The following is a 19,956-nucleotide window of genomic DNA, read 5'->3' on the forward strand; positions in this document are numbered from 1 at the left end:
GCGCGGGGGGACACTGGTGAGGGGCCCGACCGTCACGGGTCCGCCGAGGTGAACTGCCGTGAGTGACAAGCAGTGAGCGACACGTCGTGAGCGACACGTCGTGAGTGACAAGGAGACGGCGCGGGCGTTGCTGCGCGCCCACGGGCGGACGTTCGCCGAGGAGGCGGGCATCCGGCTCAAGGACACCCCGCAGCCGTTGTACCGGCTCCTGGTGCTGGCCATGCTGCTCAGTGCCCGGATCCGCGCGTCCGTCGCCGTCGAGTCGGCGCGCGCCCTGGCCGGTGCGGGCATGAAGGACGCCCGTGCGATGGCCGACGCGACCTGGCAGCAGCGGGTGGACGCCCTCGGGGAGGGCGGATACCGGCGTTACGACGAGCGCACCTCGACCCAACTGGGGGACGCCGCCGAGCTGCTGCTGGAGCGCTACGGCGGTGACCTGCGGCGCATGCGCGAGGAGGCGGACGGCGACGTCGACCGCCTGCGCGATCTGCTCACGGAGGTCCCGGGGATCGGCCCGACGGGTGCCGACATCTTCCTGCGCGAGGTCCAGGGGATCTGGCCGGAGGTCCACCCCTACCTGGACGCCAAGACGCTCCAGGGCGCCGAGCGGCTCGGTCTTCCGAAGGATTCCCGTGCGCTGGCGCGGCTGGTGGAACGGGACGAGACACCCGCCCTGGCCGCCGGCCTGATCAGGGCGGCGCTGGACAAGGCCGTGGCCGAGGACGTCCGCGAGGCGGCCGGCGCATGACCGGCCGCACGCGTCAGGCACGGCCGGACGCGGCCATCAACAGCAGGGCCGTGCCGGCCGACGCGAGCACCACCGCGGACAGGCACCAGGCGACGGCCAGCCGTGCCGCGCGCCCTCCGAGGCCGTGCCCCCGCACCACGACGGGAGCCGGGCCGGCCAGCTCGGACCAGTCGCGGGCGGCGGTCCTCAGCTCGCGCCGCCGCAGCGCGCCGCCCACCGCGTACAGACAGCCGGCGGCCGTCACGCCCGCCGCCACGGCACTGCCCGTCGCGGGCCCCGGCACCCCGGCCACGAGCAGGGGGACGGCGCCCGCGCAGGCGCCCCATCCGGTGAGGCACCCGGCCGCCGAGACGCGCCGGGACAACGGCCGGTCGGCGCCGGTTCGCAGCTCCGCCACGGCCGGCAGGTACCAGACGGTTCCGGCGACGGTGAGGGCCACCGCGGCCAGGGCCAGGACCAGGTTCGACATCTCTCTCCCCTCGGGGCGCGACGGCGGTCAGACGTGCGAGACGACGTCCGAGGCGACGTGCGAGGCGACGTCCGGGTGGTGGAGGTCGAATGCCGGGGACTCGGAGCGGATACGCGGCAGCGAGGTGAAGTTGTGCCGCGGCGGCGGGCAGGAGGTCGCCCACTCCAGCGAGCGGCCGTAGCCCCACGGGTCGTCGACCTCGACCTTCTTCCCGTACTTGGCGGTCTTCCAGATGTTGTAGAAGAACGGCAGGATCGACAGGCCCAGCAGGAACGAGCCGATGGACGAGACGGTGTTCAGCGTCGTGAAACCGTCGGAGGCGAGGTAGTCCGCGTAGCGGCGCGGCATGCCCTCGGCGCCCAGCCAGTGCTGCACCAGGAACGTGGTGTGGAAGCCCACGGTGAGCGTCCAGAAAGTGATCTTCCCAAGCCGCTCGTCGAGCATCTTGCCGGTGAATTTGGGCCACCAGAAGTGGAACCCCGCGAACATGGCGTACACGACGGTGCCGAAGAGCGTGTAGTGGAAGTGGGCCACGACGAAATACGTGTCCGAGACGTGGAAGTCGAGCGGCGGTGCCGCGAGGATCACGCCCGTCAGCCCGCCGAAGACGAACGTGAGGAGAAAACCGGTGACCCACAGCATCGGGGTCTCGAAGGACAGCGAGCCCTTCCACATCGTGCCGATCCAGTTGAAGAACTTCACCCCCGTCGGAACCGCGATCAGGAAGGTCATGAACGAGAAGAACGGCAGGAGCACGCCACCGGTGACATACATGTGGTGCGCCCACACGGTCACGGAGAGACCGGCGATGGAAATCGTCGCCGCGATCAGCCCCCAGTAACCGAACATCGGCTTCCGGGAGAACACCGGCACGACCTCGGAGACGATGCCGAAGAACGGCAGGGCCAGTACGTACACCTCCGGGTGGCCGAAGAACCAGAACAGGTGCTGCCAGAGCAGCGCCCCGCCGTTGGCGGAGTCGAAGACGTGCGAGCCGAACTTCCGGTCCATCTCCAGGGCGAGCAGCGCCGCCGCCAGCACGGGGAACACGAGCAGGATGAGCACGGCGGTCAGCAGCACGTTCCAGGTGAAGATCGGCATGCGGAACATCGTCATGCCCGGCGCGCGCATTCCGATGATGGTGGTGATGAAATTGACCGCACCCAGAATGCTGCCGAATCCCGACAGCGCCACCCCCATGATCCACATATCGGCGCCGACACCGGGGGAATGGGTCGCGTCCGACAGCGGCGCGTAGGCGAACCAGCCGAAGTCCGCCGCCCCCTGCGGCGTGAGGAACCCGGCCGCCGCGATCAGCGAGCCGAAGAGGAAGAGCCAGAAGGCGAGCATGTTCAGCCGCGGGAACGCCACGTCCGGCGCGCCTATCTGGAGCGGCATCAGCCAGTTGGCGAACCCCGTGAACAGCGGCATCGCGAACAACAGCAGCATGACCGACCCGTGCATCGTGAAGGCCTGGTTGAACTGCTCGTTCGTCAGGAGCTGCGTCCCCGGCCGGGCCAGCTCGGCGCGCATCAGCAGGGCCATCAGGCCACCGATGACGAAGAAGGCGAACGCCGACACCAGATAGAGCGTCCCGATCCTCTTGTGGTCCGTGGTGGTGAGCCAGTCCACCACCGAACCCAGGGGCCTCCGGGCGGGATCCGCGCCGGCCACCGGCGCGCGCCGCTCCCCGGTCCTTTCGTCCGCTCCCATGCCGATACCGTCCACGGACCACCAACTCCACATGATTTCCGGTCAATGACGGGATCATGATCGGCCGCCCGGGCGGGCGGCCGACAGGGCCGTGGGCCCCGACGTACGTGGCCGAGGGGCCCAGGTCCGGGACCGTTCAGCCCTAGGAGCCCGCTCGGCGGCTGGGTCTACTTGAGGGCATGGCCCGTATCACCGAATCGCTCTCCCGGTACGAGGCGCTCAGACTGCTGAAGGGCGCGAAGATCGGCCGGCTGGTCTTCAGCCATCAGGCACTGCCCGCCGTCCGTCCCGTCAACCACGTCCTCCTCGACGACCGCGTCATCATCCGTGCCCACACCGGCGCCGCGCTGCTCGGTCCGGCACGCGACGGGGCGGTGGTGGCGTACGAGGCCGACGAGTTCGACACCGAGCGGCGCACCGGGTGGAGCGTGGTGGTGACGGGCGAGGCCCGCCTCGTCCGGGACCCGGACCTTCAGCAGCGCTACCACGACGCCCTCGAACCGTGGATCGGCGGCGACATGACCCATACGGTCAGCATCAGCCTCGATCTGGTCACGGGCTGTCGCATCACCTCACGGACGACGACAGACGGGCGGCCGGAGCGCTGATCGTGGGGTGGTCGAGGACCTCCTTCCACGCGTCGACGCCGGGCCGGGTCAGCGCGGCTCCTGCGCGAGCGGCAGGTGGCGCGGGCCGCGCAGGACGGGGCTGCTGCGGTACTCCGGCGGGTCCTCCAGCAGCCGGGGGTTCCCGAGGCGGTCGATGAGCGTGGTGAGGGCGATCTGCGTCTCCAGGCGGGCCAGGGGCGCGCCGAAGCAGTTGTGGACGCCGCTGCCGAAGCCGAAGTGCACATTGTCCTCGCGGTCGGGGACGAAACGGTCGGCGTCGCGGAAGCGCAGCGGGTCACGGTTGCCGGAGGCGAGGACGAGGACCAGCGGGACCCCCTTGGGGATGGTGACGCCCGCGACCTCGATGTCCGCCAGCGGGGTGCGCTGCGGCAGGAACTGCACGGGCGGCTCGAAGCGCAGCAGTTCCTCCACGGCGCGGGGCATCAGCTCGGGCTCGGCACGCAGCCGCTTGAGGGCCTCGGGGTTGCGGAGGAGGGTGAGCATGCCGTTGGTGATGAGGTTGACGGTGGTCTCGTGGCCGGCGATGAGGAGCAGGACGGTGGTGACCATCAGCTCCTCCTGGGTGAGCAGCCCGTCGGGCCCGCTGTCGTTGACCAGGGCGGAGAGCATGTCGCCGGTCGGACGGCCACGCCGCTGGTCGGCGAGCCCGCCGAGGTACAGACCCATCGCCGTCCGCGCCTCCTGCGCGGCGCGCCGGCGCGGCTCCGGGTCCTCCCCGGGCGTGAAGTCCAGCCCGGAGACGACCGTGTCGGCCCAGGAGTGCACCTGCGGGATGTCCTCCGGCGGCACGCCGAGCAGGTCGCAGATGACGGTGACGGGCAGCGGGAAGGCGAAGTCGTCGACGAGGTCGAGGCGCTCCTTGTCCCGGAGCCCGTCCGCCAGCTCCCCGGCGACGCGGGCGATGTCGCCGCGCAGGGCGTCCACCCGGCCGGGGGAGTGGGGCGGGCCGAAGGGCCGCATGGCCAGGCGGCGCAGGCGGTCGTGCTCGGGGTCGTCGCGCCCGATGAAGGCGGGCGGCAGCCCCTGCGGCGGCAGCAGGGCCGGGTCGGGCTCGGTGCGGTTGCGCACGTCGGAGCTGATCCGCGGGTCGTGGAGCAGCGCGGCGATCTCGTGGTACGTGCCCACCAGGTACTTGCCGTCCTCCTGCCGTGCCACGCCGTGCTCGCGGAGCTCGGCGTACAGGGGGTAGGGGTCGTGGCGGTTGGCGTAGTCGGTGATCCGGCGGAAGAGGGTCTCGGAGGACATGGGGCGGGCTCCTGGTGTCAGCCGGCGGGCCGGATCAGGGTCAGGCGGCGGTCCGGCAGGTGCCCGGTGAGGGCGACGGTCGGACCGTGGGTGAGCATCCGGGGGTCGGGCACGTCGGAGGGGACGGGCTCGCGGTCCGCGGGGTGGTCGGCGGCGCCGGGGCCGGGCGGGAACGGGGCGCCGGTCTCGATCAGCCGCTCGTAGTGCTCCAGCCACTTGGCCCGGTTGACGGTCACGGCGGCGGTGACGCGCCCGCGATAGCCGTAGACCGCCACCAGACGGCGTTCGTCCGTCGAGCCCTGGGCGATGACCACCTGGTCGGAGAACGTCGGCACGCCCACCGACTTGATGCTCAGGCCGAACTGGCTCGACCAGAAGGACGGCACGGCCAGATGGGGCCGGCGCAGCGGACCGGGGTTGATCATGTTGTGGGCGGCCACCTCGGCCTGGGCCACGGCGTTGCCCCAGTGCTCCAGGGCGACCATCTGGTACTCGAACAACGGGTGGGGGAAGCGGGCCACGTCACCGGCGACGAAGATGTCGTCCGTGACGATGCCGTACATGGTGAACACGCGGCAGCCCGCGTCGCAGGCCACGCCGCGGGGGCCGGCCGCGAGGCCGGTGTCGGCCAGCCACTCGGTGTTGCGGACCGCGCCCAGGCAGACCACGGCGACGTCGGCCTCGATCCGGCCGCCGTCGGAGAACTCGGCGCCGGTGAGCCGCCCGCCCGCGCCCGTGAGGGCGGTGACCGTGACGCCGCAGCGCAGGTCCACGCCGTGGGCGCGCTGGAGCTTCGTGGCCCAGTCGCCGACCGTGCCGCCCAGCGCGCCGATCAGGGGCGCCCGGCCACGCTCGGCGACGGTCACCTCAAGACCCCGCTCCCGGCAGGCGGAGGCGACCTCCGAGCCGCTGAACCCGGCGCCGATGACCAGCACCCGGCGGGGCCCGGCGTCCAGGGCCGCGGCGAGGCGCGCGGAGTCGTCGACGGTACGGACCGTGAACACACCCTCCAGCGCGGCCTCGTCGGGGTTGGGCCAGGGCCGGGCGCGGGTACCGGTGGTGATCAGCAGCCGGTCGAAGGGCAGCCGCTCCCCGTCGGCGAGCAGCACGTCCTTGCTCGTGGCGTCGAGCCCGGTGGCGGCCACGCCGAGCTTCCACCGCGCGTCCACCTCACGGCGCCCCGGCAGCCCGCACTCCTCGGCACCCGCCTTGCCGAGGAGCACCTGCTTGGACAGCGGCGGCCGGTCGTAGGGCGGTCGCGGCTCGTCCCCGACCAGCGTCAGCTCGCCCTCGAAACCCCCGTCGCGCAGCGCTTCCGCCGCGCGCAACCCGGCCAGCGAAGCCCCGACGATGACGATCCGCCCGTTCCGCGTCTCACCGGACACCGGCGTCGCCACCCGCCTGCTCCCCGACCACGATGGCCTGCACCGGGCAGGCCGCCGCGGCCCGTCGTACATGCTCGCCCTGACCCTCCGGCACCGTCGGCACGTACAACAGGGCCTCCTCGCCGTGCAGCTCGAACACCCGCGGGGCGAGGAACACGCACTGGGCGTACCCCTGGCACCGATTGAGATCGACCACGATCTGCATCCGGTCAGCTCCTCCCGGCACGCTGTCGACCGCCTACCCCTTCCTATGCCCGCCCGGGGCCCGGCGCCAGAGGACGCTGCTCCGTCCGGGGGACGACGGGGGAACGACGGGGTACGACGGGGGTACGAGGCGGGTACGACGGGGCCGAACCCCCCGGCTAGCGTGGGCACATGCCTGCCACCGCCCGGATTCCGTCACTGCTCTACTACGCGGGCTCGTACGAGCTCCTGAAGGAGGTCGCCGCACGGCTGCGACTGCTCACCACGCCCGCCGGCCGACTGCCCGGCGACCGGCTGCCCGAGGGACTGTGGGCGAAGAGCCGCGCCATACGCCGCGACGCGGAGAGGGCGGCCGAGGACTGCGAGCGGGCGGAACGGGGACGGGAGTCGTTCGAGGGCCTGCTGTGGGACCCCCGGCAGGCGTGGGCCCGCCCGACCACGCTCGTCAGCCCCGGCTCGTCCGCGCTCTTCGCCCGCCCCGACCTGCCCCCGTTCCTGACGGCCTGGCGGGACGGCGAAGCCGCCTGGCCCTTCGCCGACGCCCCCTTTCCCCGCGACTTCCTGCTGACCGGACATCCACTGCTGCGCCTGCGCGCCCTGCTGCCCGACTGGCCCGCCCCCGGCTACGAGCGCGACCGCGTCCACCTGGACGCCGGCGAACAACTGGCCGCCGGCCTGCTGCTGGCGCGCGCCGGCCGCTACGACCTGCTCGCCCACGTGGTGGCGGCAGGCGACCGGGCACTCCTGGACGAGGTCCGCCCCGCCTTCGGGACCGCCACGCGCGAAGGCACCGCGCGGGCCCTGCGCGACGCCCTCGCGGACGACCGGCGCCGTCGCGACCACCTCTTCGACCAGTACGCCGTGGAGCCCGACCCCGAGCCCGACGAGCGGTGGATCGACCTCGACTGGGACGCCGTCCGGCGGGCGCTGGACGCCGACAGCCCGGACCTGCGCCGACAGGCGGCCGAGCTCGTGACCCACCCCCGGTGCCCGGCGGAGCTGCGGGCCATGGTCGCCGGCCGGTGGACCGACTCGTTCGTCTGGTCCCGGCTCCTCTCCGACCGGCCCACCGGACTGCACCTGCTGCGCACCCTGCCGATGCGGCCGGACCGCTCCCTCGCGGCAGCCCTCTCGTACACGGCCTGGGACGGCGTCGGCGTCGACGACATCCTCGACCTGGCCCACCCCGCCGACCTCGTGCTGCGCGACGCCGCCGGGCTGCCCGGCATCGCGCGACGGCACCCGCGGCAGTGCGTGATCACCGCTCAGGACCAGCAGGGGGCGATGCGGCTGGCCCGGGCCCTCACGGAGGCGGCCGATCACCACTTGGGGGACGACCCCGGCGCCTGGACCATCGGCTGCCGCCTCGTCGAGGGCCCCCGCTTCACCGGATCGGTGAACGAACTGCTCAAGAGGGCGGCGGCGGGAAGGCCCCGTCCCGGCGCAGCTCCTCGTACAGATGACCCGTCAGCTCCCGCGCGCTCGGACGATCGAAGATGACGGTCGCGGACAGGGCCAGACCCGTGCACGCGCTCAGACGGTTGCGCAGCAGGACCCCGGTGAGGGAGTCGAAACCCAGCTCCAGGAAGAGCCGGTCGGGTGCCACGGCCGCCCCGTCGGGATGGGCGAGCACCTCGGCGATCTCCGCACGGACCAGTTCCAGCAGCGCCGACTCCCGCTCGGTGTCGTCCGGCAACGCGCGGAGCCGATGCCGCCACGCCATGGCAGGGTTCGCGTCGGAGCTGTGGTCGTCTCCGTGTTCGTTGCCGTGTTCGTGGCCTTGGCCGTGGTTGTGGCCGTCGGCTGGGGAGTGCGCGGCCGGGCGGGCCGGGCGCCGCGGCTCCCGCAGGAGCGGCGGGACCCGGCCGGGGGCCTCTCCGGCGCGCGGTGGGGCGATCAGGAGCGGCGCGAGCACAGCGCCGTCCGTGGCCAGGGCGGCGTCGAACAGGTACAACGCCTGAGCGGGAGGCATCGGCCGCAGCACCCCGTCCGCCCTGTTCGCGTCATCCGCCTTGTTCGTCCCGTCCGGCGTCGCCCTGCCGATGCGGCCGGCTCGCGCGGCCGCCATCCCGTCGTTCCCGCCCCACGGGCCCCAGGCGAGGGACAGCGCCGGTAGGCCGAGGGCGGCGCGGTGGTGGGCGAGGGCGTCGAGAAAGGCGTTGGCGGCGGAGTAGTTGGCCTGCCCCGGGTTGCCCAGCAGTCCGGCGGCGGAGGAGAACAGGACGAAGCGGGACAACGGCAGGTCCCTGGTGGCCTCGTGGAGCGTCCAGGCCGCGTCCGCCTTCGGCCGGAGCACGACCTCCAGCCGTTCGGGCGTGAGGGCTTCCAGGATGCCGTCGTCCAGCACACCGGCCGCGTGGACGACGGCCGTGAGCGTGGCGGAGTACCGGGCGACGACGTCCGTCAGCCGGGCACGGTCGGTGACGTCGCACGCGAGGACGTCCACGCGCGCCCCGCTCCGCTCCAGCGCGGCCCGTAGCGCGGCCACGCCCGCCGCTCGTGGACCACGGCGGCCGAGGAGGACGAGATGCCGCACCCGGTGACGGTCGGCCAGGTGCCGGGCGAGGAGCGCGCCGAGCCCCCCGGTGCCGCCGGTGATCAGCACGGTGCCGTCGCCCAGGGGGCTGTCGTGGGGCGGCCTCGCCCCGGTGGGGGAAGGCGTGGCGAGGGCGGCCAGGCGGGGGGCGCGGAGGACGCCTTCGTGGAGGGCCAGTTGCGGTTCGCCGGTGGCGATGGCGGCGGGCAGCAGGGCGGCGGACGCGGGGTGCTCGTCCATGTCGACGACCGCCAGCCGGCCCGGATACTCCGACTGCGCGGAACGCGCCAGACCCCACACCGCGGCCGCCGGCAGGTCCGAGGGATCCGGGCCCGGGCGAAAGGCTCCGCGCGTGACCACGACCAGTCGCTCACCCGGCACCGCCGGACGGGACAGGTGCTCGCGCAGCACACGCAGGGCCCGGGCGGTCAGGGCATGCGTGGCCGCGACCGGATCACCTCGGGTGACGGCCAGCGAGACGACCGCCGTCACGGGGCCCGCGTCGGCCCGGGCCCCGGTGGCACCGGCGTCGGGGAAGAGGGCGCCCAGCCCGAGGTCGTCGGGTGCCGCCACGACCGGAGCCGGCCCGCCGTCGCCTACCGGAACGACGGCCCAGCGGGGGCGGTAGAGCCGTCCGTCCTCATCCGGGAGGGGCGACGGCAGCGGGCGCGTGGTCAAGGACTCCACCCGGGCCACCGGCGCGCCCGACGGGTCGGTGAGGCAGGCCGTCAGCGTGGCCCCGCCGGTGTCCGCGCCCGTGGCCCCGCTGGTGTCCGCGCCCGTGTCCGTGTCCGCGTCCGTGGTGCGGATACGGACGCGCAGGGCCGTGGCTCCGACGGCGTGGACGGCCGCGCCGCGCCAGGCGAAGGGGACGCGAGTGGGCCCGGCCTTCGGGGCGGTGACGAGCAAGGGGGCGTGCAGGGCCGCGTCCAGGAGGGCGGGATGGATGCCGTAGCGGCCCGCTTCGGCGTGCAGCGCCCGGGGCAGCCGCACCTCGGCGAACAGCTCCTCCGCCCCGGTGCCGTCCACGGGCTTTCGCCACAGGGCCGTGACACACCGGAAGGCCGTGCCGTAGGCGTGTCCCCCGGCGGCCAGCCGCTCGTAGGCGCCGGTGAGGTCCACGGGCGCGGCCCCCATGGGCGGCCACGCCTCGCCGTGGCCTTCTTCCGGACCGTCGGGCCGTGCTGCCGCCGTGACGGGCCCGAGCCGTCCCGTCGCGTGGTGGGTCCAGGTGCCGAGCGCGCCCGACGCGTCGGGGCGGGAGTGGACGTCCACCGTACGACGGCCGTCGGCGTCGGGTTCGCCGAGCGCGACCTGGAGCTGGATCCGGCCGTCCGCGTCGGGCAGGTCCAGCGGGGCCAGCAGGACGAAGTCCTCCAGTACGTCGAGCCCGCAGGCGTCACCGGCGTGCAGGGCCATTTCGGCGAAGACCGTCGCGGGTACGAGCACGCGCCCGGCGACGGCGTGGTCGCGCAGCCACGGCTGGGACGCGCCGGAGAGCAGGCCGGTGCACAACAGGCGTTGCGTTCCGGCCAGCGTGACGGTCCGGGTGAGCAACGGATGCGACGGATCCAACGGATGCCCGGCATCGGGCTCTTGGGGCGCGGGCGGGGCGGTGCTGCCGGGCAACCAGTAGCGCTGTCGCCGGAACGGGTAGGTGGGCAGGTCGACGCGCCGGGCGCCGGTGCCTTCGTACACCCGGTGCCAGTCGACGGTGACGCCCTCCACGTGCAGCTGTGCCACGGTGGACAGCAGGGCGGCCGGCTCCGGGACCCCGGGGCGCGCGGTGGCGGTGAACACCGGCTCCCTCGTGGGCGTGCGGTCGCCCTCCTCCGCCCACGCGGCCGTCGCCGCCGCGGTGAGGGGCGCGCCGGGGCCGAGCTCCGCGAGGACGGTGACGCGTTCCTCGTGCGTCATCCGGCGCACCGTGTCGGCGAAGCGCACGGTCTCGCGGGCGTGACGCACCCAGTAGGCGGCCGAGCGCAGGTCGTCCCCGGCGGCCGGGCGCCCGGTCAGGGACGAGAGCACCGGGAGGCGGGGCTCGTGGTAGGTGAGACCCGAGGCGAGCCGTCCGAAGTCGGCGAGCGCCGGTTCCATCAGCGGGGAGTGGAAGGCGTGGGCGACCCGCAGCCGCGTGGCACGCCGTCCACGGGCGGTGAACCGGTCGGCGACGCCGAGCACCGTCGTCTCCGTACCGGAGACGACGACCGAGCGCGGGGCGTTGACCGCGGCGACGGCCACCCGGCCACTGCCCGCCGCCTCGGCTGCCTCGGCCATACCGGCTATCCCGGTCTTCCCGGCCATCTCGGCCAGTTCGGCGAGGACTTCGTCCTCGGAGGCGTCCAGGGCCACCATGGCCCCGCCCGCGGGGAGCCGTTGCATGAGCCGTCCGCGCGCGGCCACGAGGGCCACGGCGTCGGACTCCGTGAGGATGCCCGCCACATGGGCCGCGACCAGCTCCCCCAAGGAGTGCCCGGCAAGGACGTGGGCGCGTAGGCCCCAGGACTCCAGCAGCCGGAACAGGGCCGTTTCGAAGGCGAACAGGCCCGCCTGGGCGATGTCCGTCCGGTCGAGGACCGCTCGCGCCTCCGGGCTGCCCTCCTCCATCCACAGCACGTCCCGGAGCGGCGGCGGCCGCCGGTCGTCCACGTCGAGCGCCGCGTCGAAACGCTCGCAGAGGGAGTCGAAGACGGTGGCGAAGGCGGGGAACGCGGCGTGCAAGGCGCGGCCCATGCCCGGGTGTTGCGTCCCCTGGCCGGGGAAGAGCACGGCGAGCCGGGCGGAGGGCGCGGCGGTCGCCCGGACGGCGCCCGTGCGCACGACACCGGCCGACAGGCCGTCCAGCGCGTCCAGCAGCGCTCCGCGGTCGCCGGCCGGCACGGCGGCGCGGTGGGGGAGCGCGGCGCGGGTGGTGGCCAGGGAGTAGCCGACGTCCAGCGGGGACAGCCCGGGCTCCCGCCGCAGCAGGCCGGCGATCCGCCGGCTCTGCGCACGGACCGCGTCGGCGTCCGCGCCCGACAGCAGCAGCGCGGGGAGGTGTGCGGGGACGGGCGCGGGCACGGGCTTCCGGGCCGCGGGCGGGGGACCTGCCCGCAGACCGGCCCCCGCAGTCGTCGCCGGGGCGGCCTCCTCCAGGACGACGTGGGCGTTGGTTCCGCCGATCCCGAACGCGGACACCCCGGCACGCCGGGGACGGCCCGGCACCGGCGGCCAGGGCCGGTCCTCCGACAGCGGCAGCACCCGCCCCGAGGACCAGTCCACATGAGGGGAGCGCTGTGCGAGGTGCAGGATGCGCGGCAGCGTCCCGTGGCGCATGGCCATGACGGTCTTGATGACCCCGCCGACGCCCGCCGCGGCCTGCGTGTGCCCGATGACGGACTTGAGCGCGCCCAGCCACAGCGGCCGCTCCCGGGGGCGGCCGCGCCCGTGGACGGCCAGCAGTGCCCGGGCCTCCACGGGGTCGCCCAGGGCGGTGCCCGTCCCGTGCGTCTCGACGGTGTCGATGTCGGCCGGCGACAGACCCGCGTCGGCCAGCGCCCGGAGGACGACCTGCTGCTGGGCGGCGCCGCTGGGGGCGGTGAGCCCGTTGGAGGCGCCGTCGGACGCGACGGCCGAACCACGGAGGACCGCCAGCACAGGGTGGCCGTTGCGCCGGGCGTCGGACAGCCGCTCCAGCAGGACCAGGCCCACCCCCTCGGACCAGCCGGTGCCGTCGGCGGCCGCCGAGAAGGGCTTGCACCGGCCGTCCGGCGCCAGGCCGCGCAGCCTGCTGAAGGCCACGAACGGCACGGGCGTGGCCATCACGGTCGCCCCTCCGGCGACGGCCAGCGAGCACTCGCCCGACCGCAGCGCCCGGGCCGCCCAGTGGAGCGCCACCAACGACGACGAACAGGCGGTGTCCACGGTCACGGCGGGCCCGCGCAGCCCCAGCTGATAGGCGATGCGCCCGGACGCCACGCTGCCGGCCGAACCCAGCGCGAGATGCGCCTCCAGCTCGTGCGGCCCCCGGTGCAGGAGACGGCCCGCGTAGTCGTCGTGCATCACGCCGACGAACACGCCGGTGTCACTGCCGCGCACGGCGGCCGGGCCGATGCCCGCCCGCTCCAGCAGCTCCCACGAGACCTCCAGCAACAGCCGCTGCTGCGGATCGGTGGCCAGCGCCTCCCGGGGCGACATGCCGAAGAGCGTCGCGTCGAAGTCCGCCGCCCCGCGCAGGAATCCCCCTCGGCGGGTGACGGACGTGCCGAGCCGGTCCGGGTCGCGGTCGAAGATCCCGGCCAGGTCCCAGCCGCGGTCGGACGGGAAGCCGGACGTCGCGTCGGTCCCGTCCGCCACCAGCCGCCACAGCTCCTCCGGGGACGTGACGTCGCGCGCGGCACCCGGGTAGCGGCAGGCCATCGCGACGATGGCCACCGGCTCCGTGCCACCGGTGTCGTCGCCGATCGCCGATCCGGCTTCGGGGCTGGGGGTGGGGCCGGGACCTGGGCCCGGTTCCGGGCCGGGCTCGCCGAGGAGGGCGGCATACAGGCTCCGGGCGACGGCGGCGGGCGTCGGATGCTCGAAGACCAGCGTCGCGGGCAGCGTCAGACCGGTCGCCGCGCTGAGCCGGTCGCGCAGCCGTACGCCCCCGAGGGAGTCGAGCGCGAGGGCGGTGAAGGGCAGATCCGGTGCGACGTCACCGGGTGTGCCGCCGGCCCCGGCCAGGGCGTCCAGGACCAGTCGCAGGAGCGCCTCGTGGCGCGCGGGCAGCGGCCGCAGACGGGCCAGGAGCGACGCGGTGGCGGCCGCGCGTGCCTCCGGCGCCCGCTCGGCCAAGCGCCGGGCCAGCAGGCGACGTTCGACCTTGCCGGAGGCGGTGCGGAGCAGCGCGGTGCTCTCGTGGATCTCGGCGGGAACCTTGAAGGACGACAACTGTTCGCGGCACGCCCGACGGACGGCCTCGTGGTCCACCCCCGCCGGGCCGGGGACCACGAACGCCACGGGCACCTGGCCCAGTACGTCGTGGGGTCCGCCGACGACCGCCGCGTCGGCGACGCCGGGACAGCGCAGCAGCACGCCCTCGACCTCGGAGGGGTTGATGTTCTCGCCGCCGCTGATGATGAGTTCCTTCCCCCGGCCAGTGACGAGCAGACCGCCGTCCCGGGTGCGGCGGCCGAGGTCCCCGGTGCGGTACCAGCCGTCGGCGAGGGCTCGCGCGGTCTCGTCCGGGCGGCCGTGGTAACCGGACATCAGAAGCGGCCCCCGGACGCGGATCTCCCCTTCGCCCCCGTCGGCGACGCCCTCGCCGGTCGCCGGATCGGTCAGCCGCACCTCGACGCCGGGCAGGGGCACCGGCGCCGCCGGCGCGTCGAGCGGCACCGGTCGTGCGGAGGCCGCGAGCGGGGTGATCGCGAGCGGGGTGATCGCGATCTTTCCGCACGTCTCGGTACTGCCGTAGCCGTCGAGCAGCGGGGCGCCCAGGCGCTCCTCGACCTCCGCGCGCAGCCCCTCGGGGCAGGGCGCGCCCCCGGTCACGCACAGGCGCAGGCCGGGCAGCGGCGACCGGGACGTCCCGCGCGTCTCGTCCAACAACAGCCGGTACGTGGCGGGAACACCGGCGAGGAGGGTGAACGGCCGTCCGGCCGGGGCGTGTGCCGGGCTCGCGCCGCGGTCGAGGAGGTACGCGCTCGCCCCCACCGAGACCACACCCATCAGGCACAGCGAGTGCGCGTAGGCATGGGTCATGGGCAACGGCCACAGCAGCCGGTCGCGCGGGCCCAGCCCCCACAGCGGAACGTATCCCGCCACCACCGACCACAACGCGGCACGCTGGCTGGACACCACGCCCCTGGCCCGATCGGTCGTGCCCGAGGTGTAGTGGATCCAGGCGGGCTCGTCGAGGCCGAGGTCGTCGCGGGGCGGGATCCCGGGGTCGCCCGTCGCGAGGTCCTCGAAGGCGAGCTCGGCCGACGCGTCGCCCACGACCACCGTACGGAGCGCCCGGCCGACCGGCCCGGCGACCAGTGGCGACGCGGCCTCCGCGACGGCCAGCACGGGCCCGCAGTCCCGTAGCCGGTCGGCCAGTTCGGCCTCCGGCGCGGCGGGGTCGAGCAGCACGCCCACCGCCCCCGCGCGTACGACGGCGAGGCAACTCTCCACCAGCTCCACGCGGTTGCCCAGGCAGAGCGCCACGCGGTCGCCGCGCCGCACGCCCAGCCGCCGGAGACGGCCCGCCAGCCCGGCGGTGCGCCGCTCCAGCTCCCGGTAGGTCACGCTCCGCCGCGCGTCCTCGTAGGCGGTGTTCCCGCCACGGCGCGCGGCGTGCTGCTTCAGCGCGACGGGCAGCGCGCGCAGTAACTCGCTGTGGATCCTTGCCATGGCTCCCCCTCGGACCGCGGCCCCGGCGCCCTCACTCTACGGCGGAAGCGACGGCAAACGCGTCCCGTAGGGGTTGGGATCAGGGTCACCCCAGGGGCTTCCCGGGGTCGGCCGGGCAGGCACCGTCCCTAGGCTCATAGCCATGACGACAGGGTTCCCGGAAGCCGCCCCCTGGGGCGAACAGCGCGCGTCCCACGCCGACCGCGAGACGGTCGTGCGGCGCCTTCAACAGGCCGCGGTCGAGCCCCGCATCGACTTCCACGAGCTGGACGAGCGGCTCGAGCGGGCGCTCGACGCGAAGACCCACGGCGAGCTGGCCGTACTGACGGCCGACCTCCAGGGCGCGGGCCGTGGAGGTGCGGCGGGCGCGGTGCGGGAGCCGGCGGAGGACCGCCCGGTGGTCCTCAAGGGCGGTCTGCACGGTGTCGTCCGCAAGGGGCCGTGGACGGTCCCGTCGCGGGTGACCGCCCACGGCGGTCTGGGCGGCGTCGTCCTCGACCTCACCCGGGCCGAGTGCCCGTCGCGTGCCGTCGACCTGGAGATCCATGGCCAGATGGCGGGCGTCACGGTCGTCATACCCGACGACTGGGCCGCCGAGACCAGCGGCATCGAGCCCGGCCTCGGCGGAGTCACGGACAGGACCACCCCCGACCACGCCCCGGACGCCCCGCTCCTCCGCGTCACCGGCACCGGTGGCATGGCCGGCGTCGTCATCCGCCACCCGAAGGGGAGGGAGCGGCGCCGGCTGGAACGCGAGTCGAAGGCACTCACCTCCCGGTAGCCGCGCTTCCCGGTGGCCGCGGCGGCGGTGCGGCCGCGACGGCTCCGCTTACGGGGGCATGGACTCGGGGCAAACAGGACGTGTACGGATCGGCCGGGCAGGGGACGATGGCTCCGGGGCCGGGTCCGCCGCCGCCCGGCGGACGGACGGCGGCGTCCGTAGGAGGTCCTGAAGGATGGACGAGAAGCCGCTCGCGCCGCCCGAGGTGGACGGCGCGAGGAACGGCGCGATCACGGCACTCGACGGCGCGGCGCCGCTCGTCGTACGCGTCGGCCCGTACGCGGGCATGTCGGCCGGGGACGAGGTGTGCCTGCGCTGGGACACGGGGGTCCTGCGCACCTCGCTGGTCGACACCCGGCTCGTCGCCGCCTCCGCGGTGGGGGCGAGCACCCTCTTCCACCTCCCGTGGCCCGCGCCGGGCACGGTCCGGGTGAGCTACGTCGTCGGCCGCGCCGACGGCCGGTGGAGCGTCTCCGAGCGCATGACCGTCACGGTCACGGAGGGGGCCGCGCACGGGGCGCCGGGTTCCGGTGGGTCCTGACTGCTCTGACCGGCGCCCCCCCCGCACCACTCCCCGTTACGGCAACGGCATCAGCCGGTAGAAGACGGTGGCGACCAGCTCCCGGGCGTAGGCCGCGTCGAGGGGGCCCGGGCGGAAGAGGACGCGGTACACCGGGGGTCAGGCCGTGAGCGGGGCGGGCCGCGCGAGGCTCGCGCAGGCATCCTCGACGGCCCGGCCGACGCCTAGGAGCGTCGCCTCGCCGAACGGCCGCCCGATGAGCTGCGTCCCGATGGGCGGCTCGGCGCCGTCGAGGCCGACCGGCAGCGACAGCGCGGGCGCGCCGGTGATGTTCGCCGGGGCGGACAGCCGCACGTAGGCGTCGGACACGGACTCGATGGTGCCGTCCGGCCATGCCACGGCCGACTGGTCGGCGCGGGCCGCGACTGCCGGTTCGCCGGTGGCGGGACCTTCCCGGCCGTCGGGCTCTGAGGTGATCATGGTGCGTCCGACCTCTCACTCAAAAGCAGATTCTTTGCGTTAGTGGAGCGTGCCAGCTACGATCAGCTAACGCAAAGAATGAGCTTTTGGATCGACGGAGGGGCTTTCCGATGGACCGGACCGAGCAGACCTGGACGGTGGGCGACGTTGTCGTGCACCGCGTCGACGAGATCGCCCTCCCGGCGGAGACCGGCGCCTGGCTGCTGCCCGCCGCCACCCCCGAGGTCGTGACCGGACAGCCCTGGCTCCGGCCCGGCTTCGCCACCCCCGAAGGCGTCATCCGCCTCGCCAGCCACAGCTTCGCCTTCGAGACGGGCGGCCTGAAGGTCGTCGTCGACACCGGCATCGGCAACGGCAAGAACCGCGCCAACCCCGCCTGGGACCGGCTGGACACCGACTACCTCGACCGGCTCACCGCCGCCGGCTTCCCGCCCGAGACCGTCGACCTCATCGTGCTCACCCACCTCCACACCGACCACGTCGGCTGGAACACCCGGGCCGCCGACGACGGAACGTGGATCCCCACCTTCCCCAACGCCCGCTACGTCACCTCCCGCACCGAATGGGACCACTGGGCGGCCCAGGCCGACAGCATGGACGAGCACCGCCGCCAGATGTTCCGCGACTCCGTCGACCCCATCCGGGACGCCGGGCTCGTCGACCTCGCCGACGTCCACGACGGCCCCACCGACATCGCCCCCGGTCTCCGGCTGCTCCCCACCCCCGGGCACACACCGGGTCAGGTCGCCGTGGAACTCCACAGTGCCGGACGGACAGCGGTGATCACCGGTGACTGCGTCCACCACCCCGTGCAGCTGGCCCACCCCGCGATCACCAGCTGTGTCGACGCCGACGCTGAACAGGCCGTCCGCACGCGCCGCGACCTCCTCGCCGCGCTCGCCGGCACGGACACCCTCCTGCTGGGCACCCACTTCCCGCCCCCGACCGCCGGGCACGTCACCGCCGACGGCGACGGCTACCGGCTCGTCCCCGCGCCCTGAGCCCGAGGTCCGGACGGCCCGAGGTCCGGACGGCCGGACGTCCGGGGGGCCGGACATCGGTTGGATGACCGATGTGCGCGCACACGGACCGGACGCACAGTGCTGGCAGCTCCCGGCCGATCGAGCGGGAGCCCCGTCAGCGATCCCGTCAGATAGGACATCACTGTGCCCGCCGCCCCGGCAGATCTCGTCTTCGTCAACGGCTCGGTCCTCACCGTCGACTCCCGCTTCACCATCGCCTCCGCCCTGGCCGTCACCGGCGGCCATATCAGCGCCGTCGGCGACCGGGACGAGGTCATGGCGCACGCCGGCCCCGCCACCCGGATCGTCGACCTCGGCGGCGGAACGCTCCTGCCCGGCATCAACGACGCCCACCTCCACGGCTGCGCCCTCGGGCTGACCATGCCCCCGCTGTCCGTCGACGTCTCCCACCCCGCCGTGCGGTCGCTGACCGATGTGGCCGAGGCCGTGCGGAAGACCGCCGAGACGACCCCCGCCGGGGAGTGGATCACCGGGCACGGGTGGGACGCGGGCTACCTCGCCGAGTGCGTCGCCGACTCCTCCCGGCTGCCCACGCGGCACGACCTGGATGCCGTCAGCCCCCACCACCCCGTGCTGCTGTACTCCGCCACCGGGCACGCCACCTGGGTCAACTCCGCGGCCCTCGCGCGCGCCGGAGTGGACCGCGACACCCCCGTCCCGCCCGGCGGGGTCGTCGTCACCGACGCGGCGGGCGAGCCCACCGGCCTCCTCCAGGAGGGCGCCCAGGACCTCGTCCACGGGGCGCTGCCCGTTCTCTCCCCGGAAGTGCGCGCCGACGCGATCCGGGCCACCTTGCGCACCCTGGCCCGGCTCGGCATCACCAGCTACACCGAGCCCGGCCTCGGCCCGGGCGGCGACGCCCTGATGCGCGGCGCCCTCGCCCACAGCACCCTCGACGTCTACCGGCGGCTGCTCGCCGACGGCGAACTGACGGCCCGCGTCGGCGTCCTGCTGCTGCCGACCGGGATGACCAGCACGGCCGAGGACTTCATCCGGAACCTGTCCGCCATGGACGAGCTGCCGTCGGCCGACCCCCGCCGCCTCGCCGTCCTCGGCGTCAAGCTGTTCGCCGACGGCATCCCGGTCAACAAGACGGCCTGGATGCACGATCCGTACATCGGTGGCGGCTGCGGCTCGCTGTGCGTCGGCGGGGAGACCGACGACGAACGCGTCGCGCAGATCACGGAGATGATCCGGTACACCCACGCCGCCGGGTACCAGGCCGGCGTCCACGTCACCGGCGACCGGGCCATCGACACCGTCGTCGACGCCTTCGCCGCGGCCGCCGCCGAGCGGCCCCGCCCCGACGCCCGCCACTACGTCATCCACGGTGACTTCCTCACCGCCCGCAGCATGCGGGCGCTGGCGCGGCACGGATTCGGCGTCAACATGAACCCCACCATCAAATGGACCGTCGCCGATCTGGAGGAGGAGTTCGTCGGCCCGCAGCGGGCCGGCTACGAGTGGCCCTACCGGGACGCGATCGACGCCGGCGTGATCGTCACCAGCGGCTCCGACGCGCCCGTCACCCTTCCCGACTGGCGGCAGGGCGTCTCCACGATGATGCTCCGCGAGTCCCGGGCCAGCGGCCGCGTCAGCGGGCCCGACCAGCGCATCCGGCTCGCCGAGGCCCTGCGCACCTACACCTCCGACGCGGCCTGGCAGGACTTCGCCGAGGACTGGAAGGGCACCCTGGAGGTGGGCAAGGTCGCCGACCTGTGCGTGCTCTCGGACGACCTGCTGACCGCCGACCCGCACGATATCCCCGCCATACCCGTGGTCTTCACCGCCGTCGGCGGCGAGATCGTCCACGACGAGCTCACCGACTGAGAGCCGGACCGACAGG

At 74.3% G+C, this 19,956-nt stretch carries 14 protein-coding genes; 7 read left to right on the forward strand and 7 right to left on the reverse strand.

Annotation, left to right across the window (positions count from 1 at the left end):
- Nucleotides 1–100 precede the first annotated feature (100 nt).
- Entirely contained in the window at nt 101–748 is a 648-nt protein-coding gene (locus ACX9I7_RS20700) for an HhH-GDP family DNA glycosylase (RefSeq protein WP_459388142.1), read from the forward strand.
- 13 nt (nt 749–761) lie between these two features.
- Here the strand turns inward: ACX9I7_RS20700 and ACX9I7_RS20705 are convergent, their stop codons facing one another.
- Nucleotides 762–1,217 carry a hypothetical protein gene (locus ACX9I7_RS20705; protein WP_459388143.1) on the reverse strand — a complete coding sequence of 152 codons (456 nt, stop codon included), beginning with the start codon at nt 1,215–1,217 and terminating at the stop codon, nt 762–764.
- A gap of 27 nt (nt 1,218–1,244) precedes the next feature.
- Complete coding sequence (gene ctaD, locus ACX9I7_RS20710; RefSeq protein WP_386729521.1) at nt 1,245–2,930, reverse strand: aa3-type cytochrome oxidase subunit I; 1,686 nt, start codon at nt 2,928–2,930, stop codon at nt 1,245–1,247.
- A gap of 179 nt (nt 2,931–3,109) precedes the next feature.
- Between ctaD and ACX9I7_RS20715 the strand changes: the two genes are divergently transcribed.
- Complete coding sequence (locus tag ACX9I7_RS20715) at nt 3,110–3,538, forward strand: pyridoxamine 5'-phosphate oxidase family protein (protein WP_387570749.1); 429 nt, start codon at nt 3,110–3,112, stop codon at nt 3,536–3,538.
- Nucleotides 3,539–3,586: 48 nt separating this feature from the next.
- Here the strand turns inward: ACX9I7_RS20715 and ACX9I7_RS20720 are convergent, their stop codons facing one another.
- From ACX9I7_RS20720 to ACX9I7_RS20730, 3 genes are read right to left on the reverse strand one after another with little or no spacing between them, the layout of a single operon-like run.
- Nucleotides 3,587–4,804 (reverse strand): cytochrome P450, encoded by a 1,218-nt coding sequence (locus tag ACX9I7_RS20720; protein ID WP_459388144.1) that lies wholly within the window; start codon nt 4,802–4,804, stop codon nt 3,587–3,589.
- A gap of 17 nt (nt 4,805–4,821) precedes the next feature.
- Complete coding sequence (locus ACX9I7_RS20725; protein ID WP_459388145.1) at nt 4,822–6,201, reverse strand: NAD(P)/FAD-dependent oxidoreductase; 1,380 nt, start codon at nt 6,199–6,201, stop codon at nt 4,822–4,824.
- Nucleotides 6,179–6,394: a ferredoxin gene (locus tag ACX9I7_RS20730; RefSeq protein WP_387570756.1), complete on the reverse strand. Its 216-nt coding sequence runs from the start codon at nt 6,392–6,394 to the stop codon at nt 6,179–6,181. Before ACX9I7_RS20730 ends, ACX9I7_RS20725 begins: the two co-directional genes overlap by 23 nt.
- 170 nt (nt 6,395–6,564) lie before the next feature.
- On the opposite strand from ACX9I7_RS20730, the gene ACX9I7_RS20735 reads away from it, so the two are divergent.
- Complete coding sequence (locus ACX9I7_RS20735; protein ID WP_459388146.1) at nt 6,565–7,893, forward strand: hypothetical protein; 1,329 nt, start codon at nt 6,565–6,567, stop codon at nt 7,891–7,893.
- Here the strand turns inward: ACX9I7_RS20735 and ACX9I7_RS20740 are convergent.
- Nucleotides 7,802–15,286 (reverse strand): type I polyketide synthase, encoded by a 7,485-nt coding sequence (locus ACX9I7_RS20740; RefSeq protein ID WP_459388147.1) that lies wholly within the window; start codon nt 15,284–15,286, stop codon nt 7,802–7,804. The genes ACX9I7_RS20735 and ACX9I7_RS20740 overlap by 92 nt on opposite strands.
- Nucleotides 15,287–15,428: 142 nt before the next feature.
- On the opposite strand from ACX9I7_RS20740, the gene ACX9I7_RS20745 reads away from it, so the two are divergent.
- Together ACX9I7_RS20745 and ACX9I7_RS20750 are read left to right on the forward strand one after the other, a co-directional pair.
- Nucleotides 15,429–16,067, forward strand: coding sequence for a DUF1707 SHOCT-like domain-containing protein (locus tag ACX9I7_RS20745; RefSeq protein ID WP_459388148.1), 639 nt, complete (start codon nt 15,429–15,431; stop codon nt 16,065–16,067).
- 175 nt (nt 16,068–16,242) lie between these two features.
- Entirely contained in the window at nt 16,243–16,608 is a 366-nt protein-coding gene (locus ACX9I7_RS20750) for a hypothetical protein (protein ID WP_387570765.1), read from the forward strand.
- Between the two features lie 138 nt (nt 16,609–16,746).
- Here ACX9I7_RS20750 and ACX9I7_RS20755 read toward each other — a convergent pair whose 3' ends face one another.
- Nucleotides 16,747–17,067 (reverse strand): amidase family protein, encoded by a 321-nt coding sequence (locus tag ACX9I7_RS20755; protein ID WP_459388149.1) that lies wholly within the window; start codon nt 17,065–17,067, stop codon nt 16,747–16,749.
- Between the two features lie 110 nt (nt 17,068–17,177).
- Between ACX9I7_RS20755 and ACX9I7_RS20760 the strand changes: the two genes are divergently transcribed.
- Nucleotides 17,178–18,068 carry an MBL fold metallo-hydrolase gene (locus ACX9I7_RS20760; protein ID WP_459388150.1) on the forward strand — a complete coding sequence of 297 codons (891 nt, stop codon included), beginning with the start codon at nt 17,178–17,180 and terminating at the stop codon, nt 18,066–18,068.
- Between the two features lie 165 nt (nt 18,069–18,233).
- Nucleotides 18,234–19,940 (forward strand): amidohydrolase, encoded by a 1,707-nt coding sequence (locus tag ACX9I7_RS20765; protein WP_459388151.1) that lies wholly within the window; start codon nt 18,234–18,236, stop codon nt 19,938–19,940.
- The last annotated feature ends 16 nt before the right edge of the window (nt 19,941–19,956 follow it).

Source organism: Streptomyces sp. L500 (genome assembly GCF_054551825.1).